This is a genomic window from Vannielia litorea, assembly GCF_019801175.1.
GTDB classification, from domain to species: Bacteria; Pseudomonadota; Alphaproteobacteria; order Rhodobacterales; family Rhodobacteraceae; genus Vannielia; species Vannielia litorea_B.
The window spans coordinates 302,419-326,472 of sequence record NZ_JAHVJR010000001.1 but is presented as its reverse complement, the minus strand read 5'-3'; the positions used below and the strand labels follow the sequence as shown (position 1 = coordinate 326,472).

The window sequence follows — 24,054 nt, the reverse complement described above, 5'->3', positions numbered from 1 at the left end:
CCAATTCACGCCTATCCAGTGGAATCACACACGGCTCACGCCGCAACACAACTCCACGTTGCGCCACGATACGCAGTATGCCCACAAAACACTCAAACGCCGCGCCCGCCCGCCTCATTCTGGCACATCCACGCAATCCCACCCCCGCACCCGGCTTGGTCAGTAGAATACACAGTATGCTGATAATATCGTCTCCGGAGGACAGGAATCCCGGTCGTGGCCCGCCTCGACCAGCCAGAGAAGCCAACAGGAGACGTGACAATGACCACCCAAGGGACATCCCACATCAAGGCCAAGACTCTTGCCGCCGCACTCGGCGCCGTAGCCGCCGCCAGCCTCGCCGCCCCGGCGATGGCGCAGGACGTGCTGAAGATCGGCGCACCGCTCGCGCTCACCGGCGGGCTGGCCGACGAGGGCCACAAGCAGGAACTGGTCTGGAAGATGTGGAGCGACAAGGTCAACGCCGCAGGCGGCATTGATGTAGGCGGCACCAAGATGCTGGTCGAGATCGTCGAGTACGATTACCAGACCGACGGCAAACGCGCCGGCCAGCTGGCCGAGAAGCTGATCAACGACGACGAGGTCAATGTGCTGATGGCCCCCTTCGGCTCGGGTCACACCAAGATCGTCGCCGCCGTGGCCGAGCGCTACCAGATCCCGCTGGTCGCCTGCGTCTCCTCCTCGACCGAGGTCTTCAACCAGGGCTTCAAGTATCTCTTCGGCACCCTCGCGCCCAACAGCGGCATGACCGAGGCGATGGTCGCCGAGTTCAAAGAGACGATGCCTGAGCTGGGCACCATCGCCGTCTATGGCCGTGACGACGTGTTCCCCAAATCTATGGCCACCGCCATCTCCGCCGCCGCCTCCGGCGCGGGCATCGAAGTCGTCTATGAAGAGCTCTACCCGGTCGGCGCGATCGACCACTCCGCGGCGCTCTCCACCATCAAGTCCATGTCGCCCGACTGGGTCTACATGACCGGCTACACGCAAGATCTGATCCTCGGTCGCAAGCAGATGGAAGACCTCGGCATCGAGGCCCCGATCATCACAATGGTCACCGGCCCGGCCTACAAGGAGTTCACCGAGGGTCTTGGCGAGCTGGCCAACGGCGTGAGCAGCTCGACATGGTGGCACCACGCCACCGGCTACACCGACGTGTCGGGCGCATGGGACTCCACCGATGCCTTCTACCAGGCCTTCCTCGAAGCCTCCGGCGGCGAAGATCCCGACTATGTCCACGGCTCCTGTGCCGCCGCCCTCGATGTCGTGGCCGATGCCGTAACCCGCGCGGGCTCGGTCGAGCCGACCGCCGTGCGCGACGCGCTGGCCGCCACTGACCTCGAAACCTTCTATGGCCCGATCAAGTTTGGCGAGAACGGCATGAACGAGGGCCGTGAAATGCCGATCATTCAGGTGCAAAGTGGCGAGATCAAGATCCTCTACCCCGAGAGCATCGCCGACGCCGAGATGATGGTGATCGAGTAACGCCTCCGGCTGGCCGGGCTGCCCCTGCGGCCCGGCCAGCCACCGGCCTCTCCCCCTCCGAATTTCTCCCAAGGAAACAGAATACATGGGTTTCGCGCAGATTCTGGCGAACGGAGTCGTGCTGGGCACGCTCTACGCCTGCATCGCCATCGGCTTCTCGCTGGTCTGGGGTGTCCTGAACGTCATCAACATGCTGCACGGCTCGTTCATCGTGCTCGGCGGCTACCTGACTTACTTCGCATGGGCCTCCACCGGCATCAGCCCCGTGATCATCCTGCCCGTCGTGGCGGTGGCGCTCTTCGTGCTGGGCTACGCCTTGCAATACCTCTTCATCAACAAGGTCGTGACGGCCCCGGTGCTGACAACGCTCACGCTCACTTTCGGCCTCGACATGATCCTCTACAACCTGATGACCGTGTTCTTCACCGCCACGCCCCGCCGGGTCTCGCTCGACTACGGGCGGATCGACGCGCTCGGCGTGTCGATGCCGGTCGACCGGCTGATCGGCATGGGGCTGGCGCTGGTGCTCACCGGCCTGCTGTTTCTGGTGCTGAAAACCTCGCGCATCGGCCGCGCGATCGTCGCCGTCCGGATGGACCGTGAGGCGGCGGCGCTGATGGGCATCCGGGTCAACCACATCTACGCCACCACCTTCGCCATCGCCGCGCTGATGGCCGGGGCGGCAGGGGCGGTCTTTGCCATGGTCTTCCCGGTCACCACCAACCTCTCGGGCGTGTTCCTCGGCAAGGCCTTCGTGATCTGCGTCATCGGCGGGCTGGGCGGCGTGTCCGGCGCTCTGGTGGGCGGTCTGGCCCTCGGCATCATCGAAAGCTTCGCCGGCGTCATCGTCGGCCCGCAGAACGCAATCACCATCGGCTTCCTGATCATGCTGTTCCTGCTGATCGTGCGCCCCACCGGCCTCGTCGGCGTGAAGGGATACGAGTGATGTCGCGCAAATCCAACCTGACCCTCATCGTCATGGGCCTCTGGGTTCTGGCGCTGGCGCTCGCGCCCACCGTACTGGGCAACTACGAGGTGCGCATCGCGATCTCCATCGCCATGTTCACCGCGCTGGCCCTGAGCTGGAACATCATCGGCGGCTTCACCGGCTACCCCTCCTTCTCCACCGCCGCCTTCTACGGCATCGGCTGCTACGTTGGCGCACTGGCGCAGCGCAGCGGCGTGCCGGCGGCACTGGCATGGGTGGCGGCAGCGGCCTTTGTCGGCGGCGTCTCCTTTGCACTCGGGGCCATCGTGCTCCGGCTCAAGGGCCACTACTTCGCCATCGGCTCCATCGCGCTCGTCGATATCTCCCGTCTGGTGATCTCCTCCTGGGGCAGCGTCACCGGCGGCGGCAACGGCCTCAATGTGCCCCTGCTCGAGGGCCGCCCACCCGAAGTCTCTGCGCTGGTGCTCTACGTGATGCTCGGCATCATGGTGCTCGCCTTCGTCACCAACGTCATCGTCGACCGCACCCGCCTCGGCTTCGGCCTGCGCTGCATCGACCAGAACGAGGACGCCGCCGACATGGTCGGCATCGACACCACCCGCTACAAGATCGCCGCCTTCGTGCTCTCCGCGATCTTTCCGGGCGCCGTGGGGGCCGTCTATGCCTCATGGGTCGGTTACATCGACCCGACCGACAGCTTTGACATCCTCACCACCGTGAAGGTGCCAGTGATGGCCATGCTGGGCGGCGCGGGCACCCTGCTCGGCCCGGTTGTCGGCGCCTTTAGCTTCGTCATGCTCGAAGAGATCTTCTGGGCCAACTTCCTCGAGTGGAACCGGGCGATTATGGGGGCCATCGTGGTGGTGCTCATCTTCTTCCTGCCCGGCGGCATCCTGCGGCTGGACTGGAAGCGCATCCTGCGCCGCCTCTCCGACCGCAGCAAAGCCCGCAGCACTGACAAGGGGAGCGCCAAGGAATGAGCGCCATACTCGAACTCTCGAACGTGTCGCGCCAGTTCGGCGGCATCAAGGCGCTGAACGATGTGTCCTTCTCCCTTCACGAGGGCGAGATCGTCGCCCTCATCGGCCCCAATGGCGCGGGCAAGACCACGCTGGTCAACGCGATCACCGGCGTTCACAGCCCGAGCAGCGGCAAGGTCGTCTTCAAAGGCGAGGACGTGACGAAGCAAAAGCCGTTTCAGGCCGCCCGGCGCGGGCTGGCCCGGACCTTCCAGATCGTGCAGCCCTTCCCCCGGATGACAGTGGTGGAGAACGTCGCCGCCTCGGCGCTCTTCGGGGGCAACCCCGAGAGCATCGCGGCGGCCCGCGACCGGGCGATGGAAGAGCTGGAGTTCGTCGGCCTCGGCCATGTGGCCGAAACCCCGGCATCTTCGCTCACCCTGCCCAACCGCAAGCGGCTGGAGCTGGCCAAGAGCCTCGCGATGGGGCCAAAGGTGCTGCTGCTCGACGAGGTGAACGCGGGCCTCAACGCTACCGAGATCGACGTGGCGCTCGACCTGATCCGCCGGATCGCGGCGCGCGGCGTGTCGATCCTGATCATCGAACACCTGATGAAGGTGGTGCTCAGCCTCTCCAGCCGCGTGCTGGTGCTGCACCACGGCGAGCTGATCGCCGAAGGTCCGCCACAGGAGATGGTCCACGACCGCAAGGTGATCGAGGCCTACCTCGGCCCGAAATTCGCAGAACGCTTCCAGAAGGAGATGGCCGATGGCTGAGGGCCTGCTCGAAATCTCCGGCCTCCAGGCCGGCTACGGCGACGTGCAGGTGCTCTGGGATATCTCCCTCAGCGTGAAGCGCGGCGCGATCACCTGCATCGTCGGCTCCAACGGCGCGGGCAAAACCACCCTGCTGCGCACCATCTCCGGGCTGATCAAGCCGCGGGCTGGGTCCATCAAGATGGCCGGCACCGAGATCGCCGGCGCCTCCCCCGATGACGTGCTCGGCGCGGGCGTGGTCCACGTGCCCGAAGGGCGGCGGCTCTTCAAGGGGCTCTCGGTGCGCGACAACCTGCTGCTCGGCGCCTACATGCGCCGCGACACTGTGCAGGTGAACCGAGACCTCGACTTCGTGATGAACACCTTCCCCATCCTGCGCGAGCGCTCCTCGCAGGATGCCACCACCCTTTCGGGCGGCGAGCAGCAGATGTGCGCCATCGGGCGGGGCATCATGTCGGCCCCCAAGCTGCTGATGATCGACGAACTTTCGCTCGGCCTCGCCCCGCGTCTCGTCGAGGTTCTCAGCGAGGCCCTGACCGAGATCAACGGCACCGGCCTCAGCATCCTCCTCGTGGAGCAGGACGTGCTGACCGCGCTCGACCTTGCCAGCCAGGGCTTCGTGATCGAAACCGGGCGCGTCACCATCACCGGCCCCAGCGCGGAGCTGGCCGAAGATGCCCGCATCCGCGAGGCCTACATGGGGCTGTGAAAACGGGCGGCTCGCCCCGCGCGGGGCGGGCGCTCAGTTGGCCTTGCGCTCAAGGTCCGGGTAGGCGTCCACAATGGTCCGCATCGCCTGCATCAGCTCGCGCCGGGCCTCCGCCGTCAGCGGCTCCAGCGTGCGGCTGTGCGCCGCCGAGGCCGCCTCATCCACCCGCTGAAGCAGGTTGATCCCCACCTCCGTCAGCGTCGCGATCTTGCTGCGCCCGTCCGTGGGCGATGGGCGGCGGCGGATCAGTTTGCGCTTCTCCAGCCGCTGCATCACATCCGCCGTGCTGGTCCTGTCCAGCCCGACCGCGCGCGAGATCACGATCTGCTCGCTCGGCCCAAGCTGCCCCAGCGCCGTCAGCACCGAGTATTGCACCGGGGTGATCCCCTCGCTGGCGCATTCCTGCAAGAACAGCGCGGTGTGAATCTGGTGCAGCCGCCGGATCAGAAAGCCCGGCCGGTCGCGCAGCCCGGTCTCGGCCCAATCGTTGCTGCGGGCCGCCCGCAGGAGCTTTTCCTCCTCGCCCGCATGGTCCCGCTCGGGCACCGCCTCCTGCGCCCCGCGCTCCAGATTATCCATCGCACTCATCTCCACCCTATGTGCTGCGCCCGACCATATTGCGCAGGGCCGCGAGGATCAAACGCGCAAAACCCGGCGGCGCGGAGGCTGTCGGGGCCTCGCCCCGCGCGGCGGCTTCCACGTTAGCGGTGAAGTCGGCCAGCAGCCTGTCCACCACCCCCGCCACGATCGCGGGCCGGCCCACCTGCGCCAGCGGGCCGCTCAGCTTGTAGAGGATCTCGCAGGTCAAATCGCAGCCTGCATCGCCGCTCGGAGCCAGCGCAAAATGCACCTCCCCCCGCGCCGTCGAGCGCGAGCTTCCATCGCCGCCCTGCCCCGCCACCGCGCCCCGCATCTCCGCAGGCTCGTAAGTCACAAAGGCCGTGCCGCCAAACCGCGCCGTGATCGGCCCGATCTTCGCCGCCATCGCGCCCGTCACCCGCTCGCCCTCGACGGACTCAACAGAGGCACCCGGCATGCAGGCGGCCACCTGGCGAATGTCGCTGAGCACGGCCCAAACACTCTCTGCCGGCAGGTCAATCCGCGCCACCCGCTCCAGCCGGTGCCCATCGGTCAGCGGCGCGGGCCGCTCCGCCACCACCGGCGCAGCCGCCGCTTCCGCCACTACCTCGGGCGCTTCCGCCGCGCCAAACCGCGCCGAGGCAATCACCGCATCCCGCGCGGGCGGCTCGGGCGCCACATGCGGCCCCTCCGCCAGAACGGCCTTGATCGCTGCCACGATCCCCATGTAGCCGGTGCAACGGCAGAGATTGCCCGCCAGCTCCTCGCGGATCCGCGCCTCATCAGCCTCCGGCAGCCGGGTCGCAATGTCATAGGCCGTCGCCAGCATCCCCGGCGTGCAGAACCCGCATTGCAGCCCGTGGTGCTCCTTGAAGGCCGCCCGAATGCGCGCCATCAGCGCATCGTCTCGATAATCCTCCAGCGTCCGGATCTTCGCGCCCTCGCAGGCAGCGGCGTAGGTGATGCAGCTCCGCACCGGCTTGCCGTCCTTCACCAGCGTGCAGGCCCCGCAGACCCCTTGCTCACAGCCGATATGGGTCGCCGTCAGCCCCATCTCCTCGCGCAGAAAATCCGCCAGATGGGTCCGCCCCTCGCCACTGTAGCGCACGGGCTGGCCGTTCACGGTGAACTCGGTCATTCGCTCTCTCCTTCGCGCAGCGCGGCAATGGCGCGGGCCGTGGCCGTGGCCTGCAAGGCCCGGCGCTCCGGGGGCAAAAAGGGCAGCGCCTCTTCTACCACCACACGCGGGTCGGCCCGCCCCTCGATCAACGCCTGCGCCTCGGGCAAAGCCACTGGCGCCCGCTCGATGGCCCCGGCCACCACGGCAAACTCGCCGCGCTCCGGGTCGGCCAGCACGGCCGCCGAGGCCTTGGCGAACTCACCCAGCTTGCGGCAGAACTTCCAGTAACCCCAACGTGCCCCCGCCCCCCGGCGCGGCACCCGCACCGCGCAGATGATCTCCCCCGGCCTCAGCGCCGTCGCCAGCGCCCCGGTGAAGAAATCCCCAAGCGCAAGCTCCCGCGCGCCCTCTGGCCCCGCCAGCAGCACCGAAGCGCCAAGCGCGCGCAGGGTCACCACCCAATCCGCCGCCGGGTCGGCATGGGCCAGCGAGCCGCCCACTGTGCCCCGGTTGCGCACGGCACGATAAGCAATCCGCCGGGCGATCTGCGGCAGCCATCCCGGCGTGGCATCGACCAGCCCGCCATCCTCGAACTCCGCATGGGTCAGCGCCGCGCCGTAGAGCACCGAGTCTGCCTCCTCTGTCACCCCGCGCAACTCCGCGCAGGCCGACAGGTCCACCAGCACCGCAGGCCGCGCCAGCCGCAGGTTCAGCATCGGCCCAAGCGATTGGCTCCCCGCCACCGGCTTGGCCTCTTCGCGCCCGCCCAGAAGCGAAACGGCCTCGCCGCACGACCCCGCCAGCACCAAATCAAACCGCCCCGGCTTCATCGCTGGCCTCCCGCGGCGAGCGCCGCCAGCACCCGCTCGGGCGTGATCGGCACCTGCCCAATCCGCGCCCCGAAGCCACGCAGTGCATCGTTCACCGCATTGCCAATCGCGGCGGGCGGGCCAATCGCCCCGCTCTCGCCAATCCCCTTCTGCCCGAACCGGCTGATCGGCGAGGGCGTCTCCATGTGGTCAATCACGATGGAGGGCGACTCCGCCGCGCCGGGCAGCATGTAATCGGCCAGCGTCGTGGCCAGCGGCTGGCCCTCGCTGTCATAGGGCATCTCTTCATAGAGCGCCGTGCCGATGCCCTGCACTGCACCGCCCCAAACCTGCCCGTCCACCACCATCGGGTTCACCAGCACGCCGCCATCCTCGACGATCCCGTAGCGCTCGATCTCCACCTCGCCGGTTTCTGGGTCCACCAGCACCAGCGCCGAATGGCAGGCGTAAGAGAAGGTGCCTGTGTCGCGCACCGTCTTGTAGCCCTTCGTGGCCTCCAGCCCGCCCGCATCCACGCCCTCCGGCAAGTCCTGCGGCGCATGGTACCAGGCCGCCCCAATCCTGCTCAGAGAGACCGAGCCAGACGGCCCCCGCGCCTCGCCATCGGCAAGGGTGATCTGCTCCGGCTCGGCCTGCAGCAGCTTGGCCGCAATCGCCTTCACCCGCTCCGCCAGTTCCTCGCAGGCCGTCGCCACCGCGCCGCCCGCCATGACCATGCAGCGCGAGCCCCATGTGCCGGTGGAATAGGGGGTCAGCGCCGTGTCGCCATGCACCAGCCGCACCTTGCCCGGCTCCACGCCCAGCACCTCATTGGCCACCTGCGCCAGCGTCGTCTCAAGGCTCTGCCCGTGGCTCTGCACGCCCACCCGCAGCTCCAGCCCGCCATCGGGCGTCATCCGCGCGGTCGCCTGCTCGTAGCCCGGAACCATCGGAATGCCCCAACCGCTGTAAACCGAGGTGCCGTGCGCCCCCTGCTCGCAAAAGATCGACAGGCCCACGCCCAACAGCCGCCCATCCGGCTCGCCCTTCTCTTGCCGCGCACGCAGGGCAGGCAGGTCCAGCGCCTTCACCGCGCGGTCCAGCGCCTCCACGTAATCGCCGGAGTCAAAGATCTTTCCGGTGATATTCACAAACGGCATCTGCTCGGCGGGCGCGAGGTTGCGGCGGCGAAACTCGGCAGGCTCGATCCCCAACTCGCAGGCCAAATCGTCAATCACCAGTTCCATCGCAAAGCACACGCCCGTCCGGGCCACGCCGCGATAGGGCAGGATCGCGGGCTTGTTCGTCGCCACCGACCATGTGCGGCAACGGTAGCCCTCCATCACGTAGGGCCCCGGCAGGATCGAGGCGACCTGAGCCGCCTCAAGGCAGGCCGAGAACGGATAGGCCGAATAGGCCCCGCTATCCACGATCGCCTCGCAATCCACGCCCAGCAGCTTGCCATCGGCCGAGGCATAGCCGGTGATGTCATACCAATGCTCGCGGCAGTTGGCATTACCCGCCAGCTGCTCCCGCCGATCCTCGATCCAGCGCATTGGGCGGCGCAGGCGCATGGCGAGCCAGCCCAGCACCACCTCTTCGGCCAGCAGGATACCCTTGTAGCCAAAGCCGCCGCCCACATCGGGCGCAATCACCCTTATGCGGCCCTGATCCAGCCCGAGGCACTCGGCCAGCCCGTTGCGCACGATATGCGGCATCTGGGTAGAGGTGATGATCACCAGCTGATCTGCCTGATCGTCAAAATAGGCCACCGCGCCGCGCCCCTCCATCGGAGACATGCACTGCCGCGCGGTGCGATACTGGCGGCGCACGGTCACGGTAGCCTTCTCGATGGCCGCCTCGATCCCCTGCTCGAACCCGCTTTCCAGAAAGGCGTTTTCTTCCCACTCCGGGTGCAGCAACGGCGCATCCTTGTCGCGCGCCTTCAGCATGTCATGCACGGCTGGGAGAGGCTTGGCATCCAGCCGGGTGAGGTCCGCAAGGTCTTCGGCCTCGGCGCGGGTGGCTGCCACGCAGGCCGCGATCGGCTCGTTCACATGGCGGATGCGGTCCGCGGCAAGGATCGGCTGCACAGAGCTGCGAAAGCCCGGCAGGCCGCTGTCCGCCCGAATACCCTGCACCCCGTCGAGGTCGGCGGCGGTAAAGACCTGATGCGCCGCGCCCTCCGGCTTGGCGATGCCCAAAATCTCGGCATGGGCCAGCGGGCTGCGCAGAAAAGCGACTTCCAGCATGTTCGGCATCCGGATGTCACCCACGAACCGGCCCCGGCCCTCCAGATATCTGTCATCCTCGAAGCGTGGAATCGAAGCGCCCACGCCGCGCTCGGAAGTCTTCACCGATGGAGCCTTTCTTTCGCCCCGCCTATGGCCGCAGGGCAGATTGCCAGTGTGCTGATAATCAGCATACCGATCTTTTTTCGATCTGCAAGCACCCGGCTGAAAAATCAGGCATGGCGGCGCGGCATAGGCGCGTGGCTCACTCGTAGCGTTCTGCGAGCACCTGCTGGATCTGCCGCGCAAACCCGGCGACCGCCACCGGCATCACCCGCCCCTTGAGGTGGCCAAGGTAAATGCGCCCCACGGCAAGGTCGCGCCGGTCGATCGGGCGGCTCACGGTGCCATCCTCCCAATCGCCAGAAGGCAGGCCCACCGGGATCTGGAAGGCGATGATCTCCTCCGAGCGGGTCAGGTTGCGCATGAACTCGAAGTTGTCAGACTCCACCATCACCTTCATCCGCGCCGAGCTGCGCCTGGCGGCGGCGTCGATCAGCCCGCGCACCGAGATGTTGCGCGCCGGCATGATCAGCGGATAGCCGAAACACTCGCGCAGCCGCACCACCTCCTGCCGCGCCAGCGGGTGGCTGGCGGCCATCACCGCATGCACCGGCTGATCCACCGCCAGCAGCACGTCGAAATCCGAAAGCTGCGCAGGCTCGAACACCAGCGCGAGGTCGGCACTGTGATCCACCAGCGCCTCCTCCGCCGCCGCCCTGTCGCGCTGCATCACGTTGAAGGTCACGAGCGGATGCTGCGCCCGGTAAGCCGCGATCTGCTCAGGGAAGAAATAGGGCAGCATCGCCTGCGAACATGCGATCGAAACATGCCCCCGCCGCTCCCCCTTCAGGTCCGCGAGCTGCGCCTTCAGCCGCTCCATCTCCCCGATCTGCCCGCGCGCCGATTGCACCAGCAGCTCTCCCGCCGCTGAAAGCCGCACCCCGGTCGACATCCTCTCGAACAGCTCCGCGCCCAGCTCTTCCTCGAAGGCCAGGATACGCCGGTTGAGCGCCGTGGAGGTGATCGAGAGCGTGTCCGCCGCCCGCCGGATCGAGCCGGTGCGGGCCACCGCGTCAATGTATTTCAGCGTGGTCTGAAAGCGCATGATCCCTCCATGTGGTGCAACAAATGCAGCGCGATGGTGCAGAAATAGCAGTATCGCGCATCGCCTGCGAGTGCTTCCATCGGGTCAGACTCACCGAACGGACAGGCCCAATGCTGCAAGATCTCCCCTTCTACATCACCACCCTGCACACGGCCTACGCCAGCGGCACCACGCCCGCCGAGGTGATGCAGGAGGCGCTGCGCCGGGTCGAGGCGGCGGGCGATCCGGGCATCTTCCTGCACCTCGCCACCGAGGCCGAGCTCCTGGCGATGGCCGAGGCGCTCGGGCCGTTCGATCCGGTAAAATACCCGCTCTACGGCCTGCCCTTCGCGGTGAAAGACAATATCGACGTGGGTGGATGGCCCACCACCGCCGGCTGCCCCGCCTTTGCCTATACACCTGAAAACGATGCCTTTCTGATTGCCCGCCTGCGTGCCGCCGGGGCAATTCCGCTGGGCAAGACCAGCCTCGACCAGTTCGCCACCGGCCTCAACGGCACCCGCACCACCGGCCCCGCCCCGCTCAACGCGATCAACCCCGCGCTTGTGCCCGGCGGCTCTTCGGGCGGCTCCGGCGTGGCGGTCGGGCGCGGCCTCGTCACCTTCTCGCTGGGCACCGATACCGCAGGCTCGGGCCGCGTGCCCGCCGCGATGAACGGCGTCGTCGGCCTCAAGCCCACACTCGGCGCGCTCTCCGCCTCTGGCGTCGTCCCCGCCTGCCGCAGCTGCGAGACCCCCTCGATCTTCGCCCTCAACGTCGACGATGCCTACCGCGCCTACCAATCCGCCGCCGGATACGACCCCGCCGACGGCTACGCCCGCCCCATCGCCACCCCCGCCCCCGGCGCGCTTCGCCCGCTCGCCATCGGTGTGCCGAGCAAGGCTACCCGCGAGTTCTTCGGCGACAGCGCGCAGGAAGAGAATTTCGACGCCACCCTCGCCCACCTCATCGCCGCCGGGCACCGCATCGTCGAGCTGGATTTCAAGCCCTTCTACGAGGTCGCCGTCATGCTCTACGATGGCCCCTGGGTCGCCGAGCGCCACACCGTGATCGAAGACCTGATGCGCGATGATCCGGAGGCCGTGCTGCCGGTAATCCGCGAGATCGTCGGCAAGGCGCAGAGGTTCTCGGCCACCGATACCTTCCGCGCGCAATACCGTTTCCGCGACCTCAAGCGCCTGATCGAAACCCAAATCGACGGGCTCGACATGCTCTGCGTGCCCACCATCCCCGCGCTCTGCACCGTGGCGGATATCGCGGCCGAACCCGTCGCCGCCAACTCCCGCCTCGGCACCTACACCAACTTCGTCAACCTGCTCGACATGTCGGCGCTGGCGGTGCCGGTCGCACCCCGCGCCGATGGCCACCCCGGCAACGTGACCCTCGTGGCGTGCGCGGGCGAAGATGCCCTGCTCGCCGCCCTTGGCCGCGAGCTTCAGGCCACGCTGGCCCCCGCCCCCGGCGGCACCGGCTGGCCGCTCCCGCCCCTCGCCCCTGCCAGCGATGCGCCCGCCGAGGATGAAATTGCCCTTGCCGTGCTTGGCGCCCACATGTCGGGCCTGCCGCTCAACGGCGATCTCACCAGCCGCGGCGCGCGCTTTCTCTACGCCTGCGAGACCGCACCCGACTACCGCTTCTTCAGCCTCCCGGGCGGCCCACCGCACCGGCCCGGACTCCTGCGCTGCACAGAAAAGGGGCAAGGCCACCGGATCGCGCTTGAAGTCTGGGCAATGCCTGCCTCCAAAATGGGCAGCTTCCTCAAAACCCTCCCCGCCCCTATGACCATCGGCACACTGACTATATCCGATGGCCGCGAAGTTACGGGGTTCCTGTGCGAGTCTGCGGCCACCGCCTCGGCCGAAGAAATTTCCCGGTTCGGCGGTTGGCGCGCCTTTCTCGAAACCCAATCCGCAAAAGCGGACACCTGATAACCGACATGGAGACCATGATGAAACGACGCGACTTTCTCAGGGCCGGTTCGGCCACCATCGGCGGCGCCGCCCTGCTGCCCTTCCTCCGCGCCCTGCCCGCCTCTGCGGCAGCCGGGGATGACACCCTGCTGGTGGTGATCGGCGACACGATCAACAGCCTCGATCTGCACCGCACCGGCACCAACCGCCCCTCCTACCAGGTGGCCGTCAACATCTATGACCGGCTCGTGCGCTTCGGCACCAAAACGCTGGAAGATGGCACCATCGCCTACGATTCCACCGTCATCGAGCCCGAGATCGCCGAAAGCTGGGAAGTCGCCGAAGACGGCAAATCGATTACTTTCAAAATCAGCCCCAAGGCCAAGTTCTGGGATGGCAGCCAGGTCACGGCTGAAGATGTGAAATGGTCGTTCGACCGCGCCGTCACCCTCGGTGGCTTCCCGCTGACTCAGATGAAGGCGGGCTCAATGTCGTCGCCCGAGCAGTTCGTGGTGGTCGACGAGATGACCTTCCGGGTCGATCTGCCCGCCCCCTCCAAGCTCGCCCTGCCCGACCTCGCCGTGCCGGTGCCGCTGGTGATCAACTCCAAGGTGGCGATGGAGCACGCCACCGAAGATGACCCATGGGCCACCGAATATCTGCACGAAAACCCCGCAGGCTCCGGCCCCTACAAGGTCACCCGCTGGGATGCCGGCCAACAGTTCGTCTACGAGCGCAACGAGGATTGGGCACTTGGCACCCTGCCCCCGATGAAGCGGGTGATCGTGCGCGAGGTGCCCTCCGCCGCCACCCGCCGGGCCCTGCTCGAGCGCGGCGATGTGGATTTCTACATGGATGTCCCCTCCAAGGACGCCAAGGAGATGGCCGAGAGCGGTGTCGCCAAGGTCGAGGGCGCGCCGATCGACAACTGCCTGCACGTGCTGGGCCTCAACGTGGCCATGGCGCCCTTCGACAACAAGCTTGTGCGTCAGGCCATCGCCTTCGCCCTGCCATACGAGGATATCCTCGCCGCCGGGGCCTATGGCCGTGGCAAGCCGATGTGGGGCGGCACTGAGGCCAGCCCTTCCACCACCGAATGGCCCCAGCCCTTCCCCTATGCGACCGACCTCGAGAAGGCCAAGGCGCTGATGGAGGAGGCCGGGTTTGCCGACGGGTTCGAGACCACACTCTCCTACAACCTCGGCCTCGCCGACTGGATGGAGCCGACCGCGCTGCTCATCCAGGAAAGCCTCGCCAAGATCGGCATCACCGCCACGCTCGACAAGATCCCGGGCGCCAACTGGCGCACCGCGGCCCTCGTCGAAAAGCGCCTGCCGATGCATCTCGAAAACTTCGGCGGCTGGCTCAACTACCCCGACTACTACTTCTACTGGGCCTATATCGAGGGGCACCTCTTCAACTCGTCGAACTACTCCAACCCCGAGATCGCCTCGCTGGTGGAGGAGACCCTGACGATGGAAACCGATGATCCGGCCTATGAACCCAACATCAAGCGGATGATCGAGATCGCTTTTGAGGACGTGCCGCGCATCCCGCTCTACCAGCCCTATCTCGACGCGGCGATGAAGCCCGAGGTCGAGGGCTACGTCTCGTGGTTCCACCGCCAGCTCGCCGTCACCAACATGGCCAAGGGCTGATCGTGGAAAAGCTCTCGCGCATCTTCGGCAGGGTCGTTCAGGCGATCCCCCCGGTCTTCGGGGTGACCCTGATCACCTTCCTGCTGACCCGGGCCCTCCCGGGCGACCCGGCGGTGTTCTTTGCCGGTCTCATGGCCAATGAGGACACCATCGCCCAGATCCGCGCAGAGCTGGGGCTGGATCACTCCCTTCCTGTCCAGTTCCTCTACTACCTCCGGGATCTCCTGCATGGAGATCTCGGAAACTCCCTCTCCACCGGCCGTCCGGTGCTGACCGAGCTGATGAGCCGCCTGCCCGCCTCTCTGGAGCTGACCCTCGCGGGCCTGCTGCTGTCGATGGCCATCGCCATCCCGCTCGGCGTGCTGGCCGCCACCCGCCCCGGCAGCTGGGTCGATCACCTCTGCCGCGTGCTTGTCACCGCAGGCGTGTCGCTGCCCACCTTCTTCACCGGGCTGTTCCTGATCTACATCTTCTACTACCTGCTCGGCTGGGCGCCCTCGCCGCTGGGCCGGCTCGATTTTCTCTACCTCTCGCCCCCGCAGGTGACCGGATTCTACTCCATCGACGCCGCGCTTGCCGGCGATTGGGAGGTGTTCTGGGCCAGCCTGCGCCAGATGATCCTGCCCGCCATCACCCTCAGCCTCTTTGCACTCGCACCCATCGCCCGCATGACCCGCGCCGCCATGCTGGCCGCGCTCTCGGGCGAATACGTCCGCACCGCGCGGGCCAACGGGCTGGGCGGTGCGCGGGTGATCTGGGTCTATGCCTTCCGCAACGCCGCCCTGCCGGTGCTGACCACGCTGGGCATGGTGTTCTCCTTCCTTCTCGGCGCCAACGTGCTGGTCGAAAAGGTCTTCTCCTGGCCCGGCATCGGCTCCTACGCCATCGGCGCGCTGGTCGCCTCCGACTATGCCGCCGTGCAGGGCTTCGTGCTCTGCATGGCCCTGCTCTTCGTGGTGGTGAACCTCTTCATCGACGTGGTGCTCACCCTGATCGACCCGCGCATCGGACTGGAAAGCTGACATGGCCGCAACGCTCACAGCCCCCCTCGCCCGCCTCCGCTACACGCTCTCCGGCAACCCCCTCACGGCGGTCGGCTTTGGCCTCTTCGCGCTGATGATCTTCCTCGCCCTCTTCGGCCCGGCCATCGCCCCCTACGACCCGCTCGCCACCCGCGCCGTCAATGCGCTGCAACCGCCCTCATGGGCGCACCCCTTCGGGACCGACCACCTCGGGCGCGACGTGTTCAGCCGCGTCATCGTCGCGACCCGGCTCGATCTGGGCATCGCCCTCTCCGCCGTGGCGCTCTCCTTCGTCATCGGCTCCGCGCTCGGCTGCCTCGCGGGCTTCTTCGGCGGCTGGGCCGACCGCATCATCGGCCGCATGTCCGATACCATCATGGCCTTCCCCCTCTTCGTGCTGGCAATGGGCGTGGTGGCGACCATGGGCAACACGGTCGAAAACGTGATCTACGCCACCGCCGTCATCAACCTGCCCTTCTACATCCGCGTCGCCCGCGCCGAGGTGGCCGTGCGCCGCAACGCCGGCTACGTGCAGGCCGCCCGGCTCTCGGGCAGCTCCAGCCTGCGCATCCTCGCCACCCAACTCTTCCCCAACGTGTTGCCGCCGATGATGGTGCAGATCTCGCTCAACCTCGGCTGGGCCATCCTCAACGCGGCGGGCCTCTCGTTCATCGGGCTGGGCGTGCGCCCGCCCGCCGCCGAATGGGGCATCATGGTCGCCGAGGGCGCCTCCTACATCATCTCCGGCGAGTGGTGGCTGGCCCTCTTCCCCGGCACCGCGCTGATGCTCGCCGTCTTCTGCTTCAACCTCATGGGCGACGGGCTGCGCGACCTCGTCGACCCGACCCGCCGCACGTGAGGCCGCCAATGACCCCGCTTCTCAAGGTCGAGAACCTCTCCATCGCCTTCCGCACCCGCAACGGCGAGGTCACCGCCCTGCACGACGTCAGCTTCGAGGTCGGCGCGGGCGAGGTGGTCGGCGTGGTGGGCGAGAGCGGCTCGGGCAAGTCGGTCTCCGCCTACACCACCATCGGCCTGCTCGATCAGGCGGGCCGGGTGGCGGGCGGCAGCGTCAGCTACGATGGCAAGCCGCTGCTCGGCCAGCAACGCCCGCTCCGGGGCCGCGAGATCTCGATGATTTTCCAGAACCCACGGGCGGCGCTGAACCCGATCATGACCGTCGGCCAGCAGCTTTCCGACGTGCTCAAACGCCACGCGCTCGCCGGGCGCACCGATGCCAAGGCCAAGGCCATCGACCTGCTCCGGCAGGTCCAGATCAACGACCCCGAAGAGCGCTACAACGCCTATCCCTTCGAGCTGTCGGGCGGCATGTGCCAGCGGGTGATGATCGCCCTCGCACTGGCCTGCTCCCCCCGCCTGCTGATCGCCGACGAGCCGACCACCGGCCTCGACGTGACCACCCAGAAAACCACGATGGACCTGATGCGCGAGCTGACCCGCGCACGCGGCATGTCGGTGGTGCTGATCACCCATGATCTCGGCATGGCCGCCGAATATTGCGACCGGATCGTGGTGATGGAAAAGGGCCGCGTGGTCGAGAGCGCCCCGGTGCGCCAGCTCTTCACCGCGCCTCGCCATCCCTATACCCAAAAGCTAATCGCCGCCTCCCCCGGCCCCGACTCGCGGCTGGAGGATCTGACCCGCGGCCAGCTCGAAGCCCCCGCCAAGATCACCCCCACCCCGCAAAACCGCCCCGGCCCCGACCGGCTGCTGGAGGTGGTGAACCTCGTGAAGGAATTTCCCCGCCGCGGCACCGGCTTCTTTGGCCGCAAGCCCGCGCCCTTCCGCGCCGTCGATGGCATCAGCTTCGAGTTGCGGCGCGGCGAGAGCCTCGGGCTGGTGGGCGAGAGCGGCTGCGGCAAGTCCACCACCTCCTCCATCATCGCCCGCCTGCAAGATGCAACCTCCGGCTCGGTCATTTTCGATGGGCATGACATCCTGCACCACCCGGCCCAGCGCTTTGCCCGGATGCCCCAGCGCGGGCAGGTCCAGATGGTGTTTCAGGACAGTCACGACAGCCTCGATCCGCGCTGGTCTGCATCGGATGTGATCGCACAGCCCCTGCGCCGGATCATGGGCATGAAAGACGCAGGAGAACTCAGCCGCCGCACCGCCATGCTGGCCGAGATGGTCGGCCTGCCCGGCGAGTTGCTATCGCGCTATCCGCACCAGCTTTCGGGCGGGCAGAAGGCGCGGGTCAACATCGCCCGCGCCATCGCCACCGACCCGCTGCTGTTGATCCTCGACGAGCCGACCTCGGCGCTCGACGTGTCGGTGCAGGCCGTGGTGCTGCAACTGCTCGACCGTCTGCGCCGCGAGCTGGGCATGAGCTACATTTTCGTTAGCCACGATCTCAACGTGGTGCGCCTGCTCTGCGAGCGCACCATCGTGATGAACCGGGGCAAGATCGTTGAGGAAGGCAGCGCCGAGCAGGTCCTTCACGCGCCGCGCGCCCCCTACACGCAAAAGCTGGTGGCCGCGATCCCGCATTTCGAGCCGGAGAAACTGCGGGTGTCCTAGGCCCCCGGCCACCCCGCCAGCCCACGCCCCACAAGCCCCTCGCCCTCCGCACCGAGCATCGCCAGCATGATGCCCGGATGCCGGCCCAGCCGCGCGGCGGCGCAGCCGAGGTGAATATCCTCCGGCAATTCCGGGTGCGGCGCCAGAAAGGCGGGCGAGGCTTCAAAGACCTCAGCGCCATAAAACGGCGCAAGCGCCTCCCGCAGCGCAGGCGCATGCCGCAGGATCGGCCCGCCAAGCCCCAGCGCATCAATCACCGCACTATCGCCAATCGCAGGCAGCACCTTCGCCGCGCCGCCATCCATCCTCGGGCCTTCGGGCGTGGTCGCGGCCCGCACCTGCCAGACCCCCGGCGCGTCCGAGGTCATCCAGCCAAAGGCCACCCCGTTGCCTCCCGCGGCTATTACCATCGGCTCCGGCGCCCGCGCCGCGCCGGCCTTCAGCATAACCGCCGCCGCCGCCATCACCGCGTTCAGCGCAAAGAGCGGCATCCGCGCATAGGCCTCCGCCGCCCCGCTCATTCCCAGCCGATCCGCCAGCGCCGCGCTCATCGCGGCCACCGAGCCGTGCAGGTCATCCCCCGCCGCAATCGCCTGTGACATCAGCGGCATAAGCGCGACGCCCTCTCCAATCGCCGCCCGCAACGGCCCCTCCATCGCCACCATCTCCCCGATCCGCGCCACCTGCGCCGCCGGATTGGACACGCCAAACCGCAAGGCTCCGTCCAAGGCTCCATCGCTTACCGGCGAAAACGCCTTCACCCCCCCGGCCTCCACCACCAACACCGGCATGTTCGGGGCGACCACACAAGCCAGCGGTGTCACCACCCCCACCTCCTGCGCCGGACACATCGCCACCTCGCCCGCCCGGATCATCCCTTCCGCCGCCTCCGGCGCATCCGCCCAACCCTCCGCCAACACCGCCGCCACAGCCGCATTTACCACCGGCCGCGGCATCACCGCCGGACCCTCAAACGCCGGCCCCGCATGCAGCAACACCCGCGCCCCGAGCCCCGGCACCGCCTCGCCCAGCCGCAGGCAGCCCGTCAGCACCAGGCTGATACCCTCCCACAGGCTCATTGCCCGCCCTCCATCAGCGAGACATGCGCCGCCACGATCTTCCAACCATCCTCGAACCGCACCCAACTGTGCGTCTGCCGACCGATCCTGTCGCTCCCCTCGCGGGTGAACTCAGTGCAGGCGGTGGCAAAATCCTTGCCGAAGCTGGTGATCACCGTGTTCTGCAACGCCCTGTCCAACCCCTTCGAAGGCCGCGCCTTGCGAAACGCCCGGATCGCCTCGATCCCATACAGGTTCTCCCCCGCCCCCAGCCGCACGGTCAGCCCGTGGTGCCAAAAGAGGTCATCCATCTCGTCGATCAGGTTGCTCGTCAGGGCGCGTTCGTAGCGGGCAAAGGCAGCTTCCACCTCGGCCAGCGTTTCGGGGTCGTTCACCACAGGGTCGGTCATCAGGGCTCCATATCTTCGGCAATTGCAATGAGGTCAGCGTCACGGCCCGGCGCCGCGATCAGCGAGAGAGAGAGCGGCGGGCCGTCGGGGTTGGCCACCGGCAGCGCATATTGCGGCAGGCCCGCGAGCCCCGCGACCGAGAGCAGGCCAATCGCCCGGCCCCGCGTGCGATCCAGCACCTCAGGCGCGGCATCGCGCATCGGCGCCGGGGCGGGCGTGGTGGGCATCAGCAAGAGCGTGTCGCCCGCCAGCGCCTCGCCCATCGCCGTGGCAAACCGCGCCCGCGCCGCCACCGCCGCCTTATAATCGCCGGGCGTCATGTCGCGCCCCACCTCGAACCGCGCCCGCACGTCCGGCGCCAGCCCGGCGCCTCGCGCGGTCACGAAATCGCCCAGCGCCGCCCAGGCCTCGACCGCCTGCACCCGGCGAAACACCTCGCCCCGATCCATCCCGCACTCGGGCAGCGCAGCATCCTCCACCGCCCGCCCCGCCACGATCCGCTCCGCCGCTTCCCGCAGCGCGGGCGCCGTCCCGGCCCAGAGCGCGCCCGGCATCCAGACCCGCGCAAACCCGCCCCGCCGCGCCAGGCCGGAAACCTGCGCGACCGCCGCCATAGGTGCAGCCGAACGGGCAAACCAGCCGACCACGTCAAAGCTCGGCGCCAGCGGCGTCACCCCGGCCATCGGCACCGCCCCGTGAGTCGTGCGCAGCCCATGCAGCCCGCACCACGCCGCCGGAAGCCGCACCGACCCGCCGGTATCGGTGCCCAGCGCAATATCCGCCGCCCCGCAGCTCACCGCCGCCGCGCTCCCCGAAGAGGAGCCGCCCGGAAGCCGCTCCGGCGCCGCGCCATTGGGCGGCGTGCCGTAATGCGCATTGCGCCCCATCAGGCTGAAGGCCAGCTCATCCATCACCGTGCGCCCTACCATCTGTGCGCCTTCCGCCAGCAGCGCCGCCAGCACCGGCGCATCCGCCTCCGCTGCCGCCCGGCCCTCGGCCCACCCCGGCGTGCCCGAGCCATTCACCCAGCCCGCACCGTCGATATTGTCCTTCACCGCCAGCCGCAGACCGGCAAGCGGGCCCGCCCCTTCAGCGGCCGCCATGCTCCGCGTGATGAATATTTCGTCAGCAAGCTGCGTTTCTGCCCGCATTTCGCGCAAATCCCCTGTTCTACATGGCGGTGGCGCCTTGATAAGAAGAATTGATCAGGATACTGATTAAATCAAGAGGAGGTCACCGCCGCCCGCCAATCCGCGCCCGCAACGGGCCACAACGGGCCGCCCGGTGACACCGAAACGCGACGCAGGAAAGGGACGCATATGACCATGGGCTACGAGACTGTGCTGAAGGGCGGCCGGGTGATCGACCCGGCAACAGGCCGCGACGGGCAGTTCGATGTTGCGATCAAGGGCGGCAAGATCGCCGCCATCGAACCCACCATCGCCCCCGACGGGGCCGAGGTGGTGGACCTCTCCGGCAAGATCGTCATCGCCGGCATGATCGACACCCACGGCCACATCTACCAGCACGTCACCGGCAAGTTCGGCCTCAACCCCGATATGGTCGGCGTCCGCTCCGGCGTGACCACCATCATCGACCAGGGCGGCCCCAGCTGCATGACCCTGGGCGGCTTCAAGCACCTCATCGACCCGGCCGCCAAGACCAAGCTCTATTGCTTCATCTCCGCCTATCTCGTCGGCGGACTGGAGGGGCACATGTACCCCGATCTCTACGGCCCCAACGGCGTGAACCCCGAGCACACCATCCGCGTCGCCAAGGAGAACCTCGACATCGTGCGCGGCGTGAAGGCCCATGCAGAGATCGGCGGCCAGTCGCGCTGGGGGATGGAGGTGATCAAGGTCGGCAAGCAGATCTCCCGAGAGCTGGGCCTGCCGCTCTACATCCACCTCGGTCAGCTCTGGCCCTCGCTCGAGGAAGGCCCCGTGCCCGACCCCGACGAGCTGATCCGCGAGCTGGTGCCGATCATGGAAGAGGGCGACATGCTGGCCCACCCCTTCACCCGCCATCCCGGCGGCTTCGTCTCGGAGGAGGGCGAGGTGCACCCGATCGTCTTCGAGGCCATCGACCGCGGCGTGCGCGTCGATGTGGGCCATGGCTCGCATTTCAGCTTCGAAGTCGCCAAGAAGGTGCTCGACACCGGCATCAAGCCCTTCACACTCGGGGCCGACATGCACGGCTTCAACGTCACCGTCCCGCCCGAGGGGCTCGACAAGGGCCTGCGCGAATCCAACCCTTTCTTCGGCGCCGCCCCCTTCAACCTCACCGTGGCGATGACCGAGCTGATCACCCTCGGCATGACCCTCCCCGAGGTCGTCGCAACCGTCACCCAGAACCCCGCCACCGTGCTCGGCAAATCCGATGAGCTTGGCTCGCTTCAGGTCTCGCGCGGGGCTGACATTTCGGTGCTCGAAATCATCGACGGCAAGTTCAAGCTGTTCGACAATTCCGGCGTCGAGGTGGTGACAGACAAGCTCGTGCGCCCGGTGATGTGCTTCAAGGATGGCGAGCGCTTCGACTCCGACTCGCCGCTGATCCCGCCGCCGGTCTACGCCTGACCCGGCGGCCCTCGCGGCGCTTCAGGACAAATCCCAAACCTTCTTCTGGCCCTCCGGCGGATCGCGTCGGAGGGCCTCTGCGTCCACCTGTACCCAGCCCTCCTGCACCCGCGCCGGATAGAGCCGCAGGTCATCCACCCGCCACCCGACAGAGACCTTCCCGCTCTCCAGATCGAACCGGGCAAAATGGCGCGGGCATTGCACTTCGCAGCCCTCGATGCGCCCGTCCTGTAGCGAGGCCTTGTCATGCGGGCAAAGACTCTGAAACACCCGCGGCGATGCGCCCACCAGCGCCACCCCCACCAAATGCCCCGCCACCCGCGCCGTCACCACCCGCCCCTCCGGCAGGTCGCGCATGAGAGCCACGTTCTGATAGTCGGGCAAATCGTCAGACACCGCCGCCTCCGCTGGTCGCAACCTGCACCACGCAGGCAGATACTCAGCACCCTGATCATTTTACCTCAGATGATCAACCCTTCCAGCCCCGGCGCCTCTTTTCGCGCCGATTAGGGTTGGTGGGTCTCTGGTAAGCGGCCGGAAACATTAAAAGCAGTCAAGCCAGTGCTAAGATTGAACCTGAGAGGCGAGACAGCCGCTTCTCCACCGCGCACCGCACGCCGCCAATTCATTTCCAATCGGCAACAGCCACAAAGAGTGTGATACACCCACGTCACGCGAGCCAGCGGTTCCAACATCGGTTGACCACCCTCTGCGTACCAGCGTCGGCATCGAAAAACTCAATCGACCCGTCCACCATCTACCGGCCATGTCTCCTGAGCGTACCCCCACGCAGCAGAGCTTCAGCCACCCTGCGGTCAGTCCCCGTACAGCAGGCTCCCCGCCGCGTCGAACATCATCGGACTCGGATCACCTAGGATTTCAATAGAGGGGTTGCTGCGGGCCTCGGGCAGCAGGGCCTCGGAAATCTGGATCTCTTCGAGATGCAGCGTGTTCGATAGCCTGACCATCTGCAGCTGATCCAGATCGGGAACGTTGCAGGTCTTGACCGCGATCCGGGCGGCATCCCGGTCGGTTTCCATGATTACCGGAATGCGCGCGCCAGCCAGAACCGTCGAGGTGATGCAATTGGCATAGGTCGCCGGAAAATCGATCTTCTCGTAGAGTCGGCGCGTGCAGATGTCGGCAAGTCCGATCCCGGTGGCATTGCCGCCGCTGTTCTCGGTGAGGTCGAGCACCGCCATCTTCCCGACCTCCTGAGTGGTGGTCACATAGGGCGTGGAGGCGCGGCCGGTGATGTTGGGGTCCATCCCTGTACCCGAATACTCCTTGCCCATGCGGTCGACGATGAGCACATCAATCGGGCGGAAAAGGATGCGCGGCATGTTACCACGCGCCTCGGCCAGCAATTCGGGCTCTCGCGCGAGGATCCTGTCGCCCGCAACCGCTTCGATCCGCGAGATCCTGTCATAGGCATTTTCCACCGTCGCGAGGCCAAACAGGATCGGTGTGTGTTCCAGCTTGAAACGGGCCATCTCCAGCACGTTCTCCGCCATCTTGCCAAACCCGAGCGCATGGCAACTTTCGGCGCCCTGCTGCTTGCCAAGCCCGATCGTCACCATCTTGGCGAGGCCGCTTTCTATGGTGCCGCTGAAACTGGTGTGCGGTTTCACCCGGTTGATGACGATGATGCCATCAGCCTGCATGGCCTCCTTGTCCATCAGGATTGGCAGCCCGTTGGGCAAGCGCCCAAGCTCGACGGTCTCCATCGAGGACCGGATCGGGCAGCCCGCGCTTTCCTCGGTCACGCCAAGCTTGCCGAGCAGCTTGATCTGGCCTTCGGGCGTAGCGCCGCCATGGCTGCCCATGGCCGGCACGATGTAGGGCCGGGCACCCAGCGCACGAAGGGCGTCGACAGTCGTTCTCACCAGCGTGGGCAGCTCGGCGAGCCCTCGGCTTCCAACGCCGACGGCAACCGACATGTCAGGGCGTACCAGAGCGGCGATCTCAGGCCGCGCGATCTCTGCACGCACCGCGCTGGCAACATCGGTCACGGCATTGTCGGCGAATACCTGTCTCACCGTCACCATGCGGGGCAGTTCGACATTTGCCAGAAATTCGTCAATGACACTCATC

The 24,054-nt window shown here is 67.2% G+C and carries 21 protein-coding genes; 11 read left to right on the top strand and 10 right to left on the bottom strand.

Going from position 1 to position 24,054, the window contains the following annotated elements; all coding sequences use genetic code 11:
- Nucleotides 1–261 precede the first annotated feature (261 nt).
- The 5 genes from KUV38_RS01650 to KUV38_RS01630 all read left to right on the top strand — a co-directional run bounded on the left by KUV38_RS01650 (nt 262) and on the right by KUV38_RS01630 (nt 4,878).
- A complete protein-coding gene (locus KUV38_RS01650) occupies nt 262–1,485 on the top strand; it encodes an amino acid ABC transporter substrate-binding protein (protein ID WP_222468387.1) in 1,224 nt (407 codons plus the stop codon).
- An 85-nt stretch (nt 1,486–1,570) separates the two neighbouring features.
- Nucleotides 1,571–2,431 (top strand): branched-chain amino acid ABC transporter permease, encoded by an 861-nt coding sequence (locus KUV38_RS01645; RefSeq protein ID WP_222468386.1) that lies wholly within the window; start codon nt 1,571–1,573, stop codon nt 2,429–2,431.
- Complete coding sequence (locus KUV38_RS01640) at nt 2,431–3,414, top strand: branched-chain amino acid ABC transporter permease (RefSeq protein ID WP_222468385.1); 984 nt, start codon at nt 2,431–2,433, stop codon at nt 3,412–3,414. The genes KUV38_RS01645 and KUV38_RS01640 overlap by 1 nt, the downstream gene beginning before the upstream one ends.
- Nucleotides 3,411–4,169 carry an ABC transporter ATP-binding protein gene (locus KUV38_RS01635; RefSeq protein WP_222468384.1) on the top strand — a complete coding sequence of 253 codons (759 nt, stop codon included), beginning with the start codon at nt 3,411–3,413 and terminating at the stop codon, nt 4,167–4,169. Before KUV38_RS01640 ends, KUV38_RS01635 begins: the two co-directional genes overlap by 4 nt.
- Nucleotides 4,162–4,878 (top strand): ABC transporter ATP-binding protein, encoded by a 717-nt coding sequence (locus tag KUV38_RS01630; protein WP_222468383.1) that lies wholly within the window; start codon nt 4,162–4,164, stop codon nt 4,876–4,878. The genes KUV38_RS01635 and KUV38_RS01630 overlap by 8 nt, the downstream gene beginning before the upstream one ends.
- 33 nt (nt 4,879–4,911) lie before the next feature.
- On the opposite strand, the gene KUV38_RS01625 is transcribed toward KUV38_RS01630, so the two are convergent.
- The 5 genes from KUV38_RS01625 to KUV38_RS01605 all read right to left on the bottom strand — a co-directional run bounded on the left by KUV38_RS01625 (nt 4,912) and on the right by KUV38_RS01605 (nt 10,785).
- Nucleotides 4,912–5,457, bottom strand: a complete 546-nt coding sequence (locus KUV38_RS01625; protein ID WP_222468382.1) for a MarR family winged helix-turn-helix transcriptional regulator — start codon at nt 5,455–5,457, stop codon at nt 4,912–4,914.
- A gap of 16 nt (nt 5,458–5,473) precedes the next feature.
- Nucleotides 5,474–6,595 (bottom strand): xanthine dehydrogenase family Fe-S subunit, encoded by a 1,122-nt coding sequence (locus KUV38_RS21075; RefSeq protein WP_222468381.1) that lies wholly within the window; start codon nt 6,593–6,595, stop codon nt 5,474–5,476.
- Nucleotides 6,592–7,407 (bottom strand): FAD binding domain-containing protein, encoded by an 816-nt coding sequence (locus KUV38_RS01615; protein WP_222468380.1) that lies wholly within the window; start codon nt 7,405–7,407, stop codon nt 6,592–6,594. The genes KUV38_RS21075 and KUV38_RS01615 overlap by 4 nt, the downstream gene beginning before the upstream one ends.
- Complete coding sequence (locus KUV38_RS01610; RefSeq protein ID WP_315898580.1) at nt 7,404–9,743, bottom strand: xanthine dehydrogenase family protein molybdopterin-binding subunit; 2,340 nt, start codon at nt 9,741–9,743, stop codon at nt 7,404–7,406. The genes KUV38_RS01615 and KUV38_RS01610 overlap by 4 nt, the downstream gene beginning before the upstream one ends.
- A 139-nt stretch (nt 9,744–9,882) precedes the next feature.
- On the bottom strand, nt 9,883–10,785 hold the full coding sequence (locus KUV38_RS01605; protein WP_222468379.1) for a LysR family transcriptional regulator: 903 nt from the start codon (nt 10,783–10,785) through the stop codon (nt 9,883–9,885).
- Between the two features lie 110 nt (nt 10,786–10,895).
- Here KUV38_RS01605 and atzF point away from each other — a divergent pair, with 110 nt between their 5' ends.
- Genes atzF through KUV38_RS01580 form a run of 5 tightly spaced genes read left to right on the top strand, consistent with a single transcriptional unit; the run spans nt 10,896 to nt 17,916 of the window.
- Nucleotides 10,896–12,713: an allophanate hydrolase gene (atzF, locus tag KUV38_RS01600; protein WP_222468378.1), complete on the top strand. Its 1,818-nt coding sequence runs from the start codon at nt 10,896–10,898 to the stop codon at nt 12,711–12,713.
- A gap of 20 nt (nt 12,714–12,733) precedes the next feature.
- Nucleotides 12,734–14,353 carry an ABC transporter substrate-binding protein gene (locus tag KUV38_RS01595; RefSeq protein ID WP_261385117.1) on the top strand — a complete coding sequence of 540 codons (1,620 nt, stop codon included), beginning with the start codon at nt 12,734–12,736 and terminating at the stop codon, nt 14,351–14,353.
- Nucleotides 14,354–14,355: 2 nt separating this feature from the next.
- Entirely contained in the window at nt 14,356–15,375 is a 1,020-nt protein-coding gene (locus KUV38_RS01590) for an ABC transporter permease (RefSeq protein WP_315898579.1), read from the top strand.
- 1 nt (nt 15,376) lies between these two features.
- Nucleotides 15,377–16,234, top strand: coding sequence for an ABC transporter permease (locus KUV38_RS01585; RefSeq protein ID WP_222468376.1), 858 nt, complete (start codon nt 15,377–15,379; stop codon nt 16,232–16,234).
- Nucleotides 16,235–16,242: 8 nt separating this feature from the next.
- A complete protein-coding gene (locus KUV38_RS01580) occupies nt 16,243–17,916 on the top strand; it encodes a dipeptide ABC transporter ATP-binding protein (protein ID WP_222468375.1) in 1,674 nt (557 codons plus the stop codon).
- On the opposite strand, the gene KUV38_RS01575 is transcribed toward KUV38_RS01580, so the two are convergent.
- Genes KUV38_RS01575 through KUV38_RS01565 form a run of 3 tightly spaced genes read right to left on the bottom strand, consistent with a single transcriptional unit; the run spans nt 17,913 to nt 20,487 of the window.
- Nucleotides 17,913–18,995, bottom strand: coding sequence for a DUF1116 domain-containing protein (locus tag KUV38_RS01575; protein ID WP_222468374.1), 1,083 nt, complete (start codon nt 18,993–18,995; stop codon nt 17,913–17,915). The genes KUV38_RS01580 and KUV38_RS01575 overlap by 4 nt on opposite strands.
- Nucleotides 18,992–19,384, bottom strand: coding sequence for an oxalurate catabolism protein HpxZ (gene hpxZ, locus KUV38_RS01570; RefSeq protein ID WP_222468373.1), 393 nt, complete (start codon nt 19,382–19,384; stop codon nt 18,992–18,994). The genes KUV38_RS01575 and hpxZ overlap by 4 nt, the downstream gene beginning before the upstream one ends.
- Complete coding sequence (locus KUV38_RS01565; RefSeq protein ID WP_222468372.1) at nt 19,384–20,487, bottom strand: amidase; 1,104 nt, start codon at nt 20,485–20,487, stop codon at nt 19,384–19,386. The genes hpxZ and KUV38_RS01565 overlap by 1 nt, the downstream gene beginning before the upstream one ends.
- A gap of 222 nt (nt 20,488–20,709) precedes the next feature.
- On the opposite strand from KUV38_RS01565, the gene KUV38_RS01560 reads away from it, so the two are divergent.
- On the top strand, nt 20,710–21,960 hold the full coding sequence (locus KUV38_RS01560; RefSeq protein WP_222468371.1) for an amidohydrolase/deacetylase family metallohydrolase: 1,251 nt from the start codon (nt 20,710–20,712) through the stop codon (nt 21,958–21,960).
- 21 nt (nt 21,961–21,981) lie between these two features.
- Here KUV38_RS01560 and KUV38_RS01555 read toward each other — a convergent pair whose 3' ends face one another.
- Nucleotides 21,982–22,356, bottom strand: a complete 375-nt coding sequence (locus KUV38_RS01555; RefSeq protein ID WP_222468370.1) for a Rieske (2Fe-2S) protein — start codon at nt 22,354–22,356, stop codon at nt 21,982–21,984.
- Between the two features lie 419 nt (nt 22,357–22,775).
- On the bottom strand, nt 22,776–24,053 hold the full coding sequence (locus KUV38_RS01550; RefSeq protein ID WP_222468369.1) for a lactate racemase domain-containing protein: 1,278 nt from the start codon (nt 24,051–24,053) through the stop codon (nt 22,776–22,778).
- Nucleotide 24,054: the final 1 nt, after the last annotated feature.

Bases quoted from the DNA above. Each gene is read 5' to 3' on its own strand.
- hpxZ (WP_222468373.1), bottom strand. From the start codon at position 19,384: ATGACCGACCCTGTGGTGAACGACCCCGAAACGCTGGCCGAGGTGGAA.
- KUV38_RS01605 (WP_222468379.1), bottom strand. From the start codon at position 10,785: ATGCGCTTTCAGACCACGCTGAAATACATTGACGCGGTGGCCCGCACC.
- KUV38_RS01635 (WP_222468384.1), top strand. From the start codon at position 3,411: ATGAGCGCCATACTCGAACTCTCGAACGTGTCGCGCCAGTTCGGCGGC.
- KUV38_RS01585 (WP_222468376.1), top strand. From the start codon at position 15,377: ATGGCCGCAACGCTCACAGCCCCCCTCGCCCGCCTCCGCTACACGCTC.
- KUV38_RS01625 (WP_222468382.1), bottom strand. From the start codon at position 5,457: ATGGATAATCTGGAGCGCGGGGCGCAGGAGGCGGTGCCCGAGCGGGAC.
- KUV38_RS01575 (WP_222468374.1), bottom strand. From the start codon at position 18,995: ATGAGCCTGTGGGAGGGTATCAGCCTGGTGCTGACGGGCTGCCTGCGG.
- KUV38_RS01580 (WP_222468375.1), top strand. From the start codon at position 16,243: ATGACCCCGCTTCTCAAGGTCGAGAACCTCTCCATCGCCTTCCGCACC.
- KUV38_RS01565 (WP_222468372.1), bottom strand. From the start codon at position 20,487: ATGGCGGCCGCTGAAGGGGCGGGCCCGCTTGCCGGTCTGCGGCTGGCG.
- atzF (WP_222468378.1), top strand. From the start codon at position 10,896: ATGCTGCAAGATCTCCCCTTCTACATCACCACCCTGCACACGGCCTAC.
- KUV38_RS01560 (WP_222468371.1), top strand. From the start codon at position 20,710: ATGGGCTACGAGACTGTGCTGAAGGGCGGCCGGGTGATCGACCCGGCA.
- KUV38_RS01645 (WP_222468386.1), top strand. From the start codon at position 1,571: ATGGGTTTCGCGCAGATTCTGGCGAACGGAGTCGTGCTGGGCACGCTC.
- KUV38_RS01550 (WP_222468369.1), bottom strand. From the start codon at position 24,053: ATGAGTGTCATTGACGAATTTCTGGCAAATGTCGAACTGCCCCGCATG.
- KUV38_RS01630 (WP_222468383.1), top strand. From the start codon at position 4,162: ATGGCTGAGGGCCTGCTCGAAATCTCCGGCCTCCAGGCCGGCTACGGC.
- KUV38_RS01640 (WP_222468385.1), top strand. From the start codon at position 2,431: ATGTCGCGCAAATCCAACCTGACCCTCATCGTCATGGGCCTCTGGGTT.
- KUV38_RS21075 (WP_222468381.1), bottom strand. From the start codon at position 6,595: ATGACCGAGTTCACCGTGAACGGCCAGCCCGTGCGCTACAGTGGCGAG.
- KUV38_RS01595 (WP_261385117.1), top strand. From the start codon at position 12,734: ATGAAACGACGCGACTTTCTCAGGGCCGGTTCGGCCACCATCGGCGGC.
- KUV38_RS01650 (WP_222468387.1), top strand. From the start codon at position 262: ATGACCACCCAAGGGACATCCCACATCAAGGCCAAGACTCTTGCCGCC.
- KUV38_RS01615 (WP_222468380.1), bottom strand. From the start codon at position 7,407: ATGAAGCCGGGGCGGTTTGATTTGGTGCTGGCGGGGTCGTGCGGCGAG.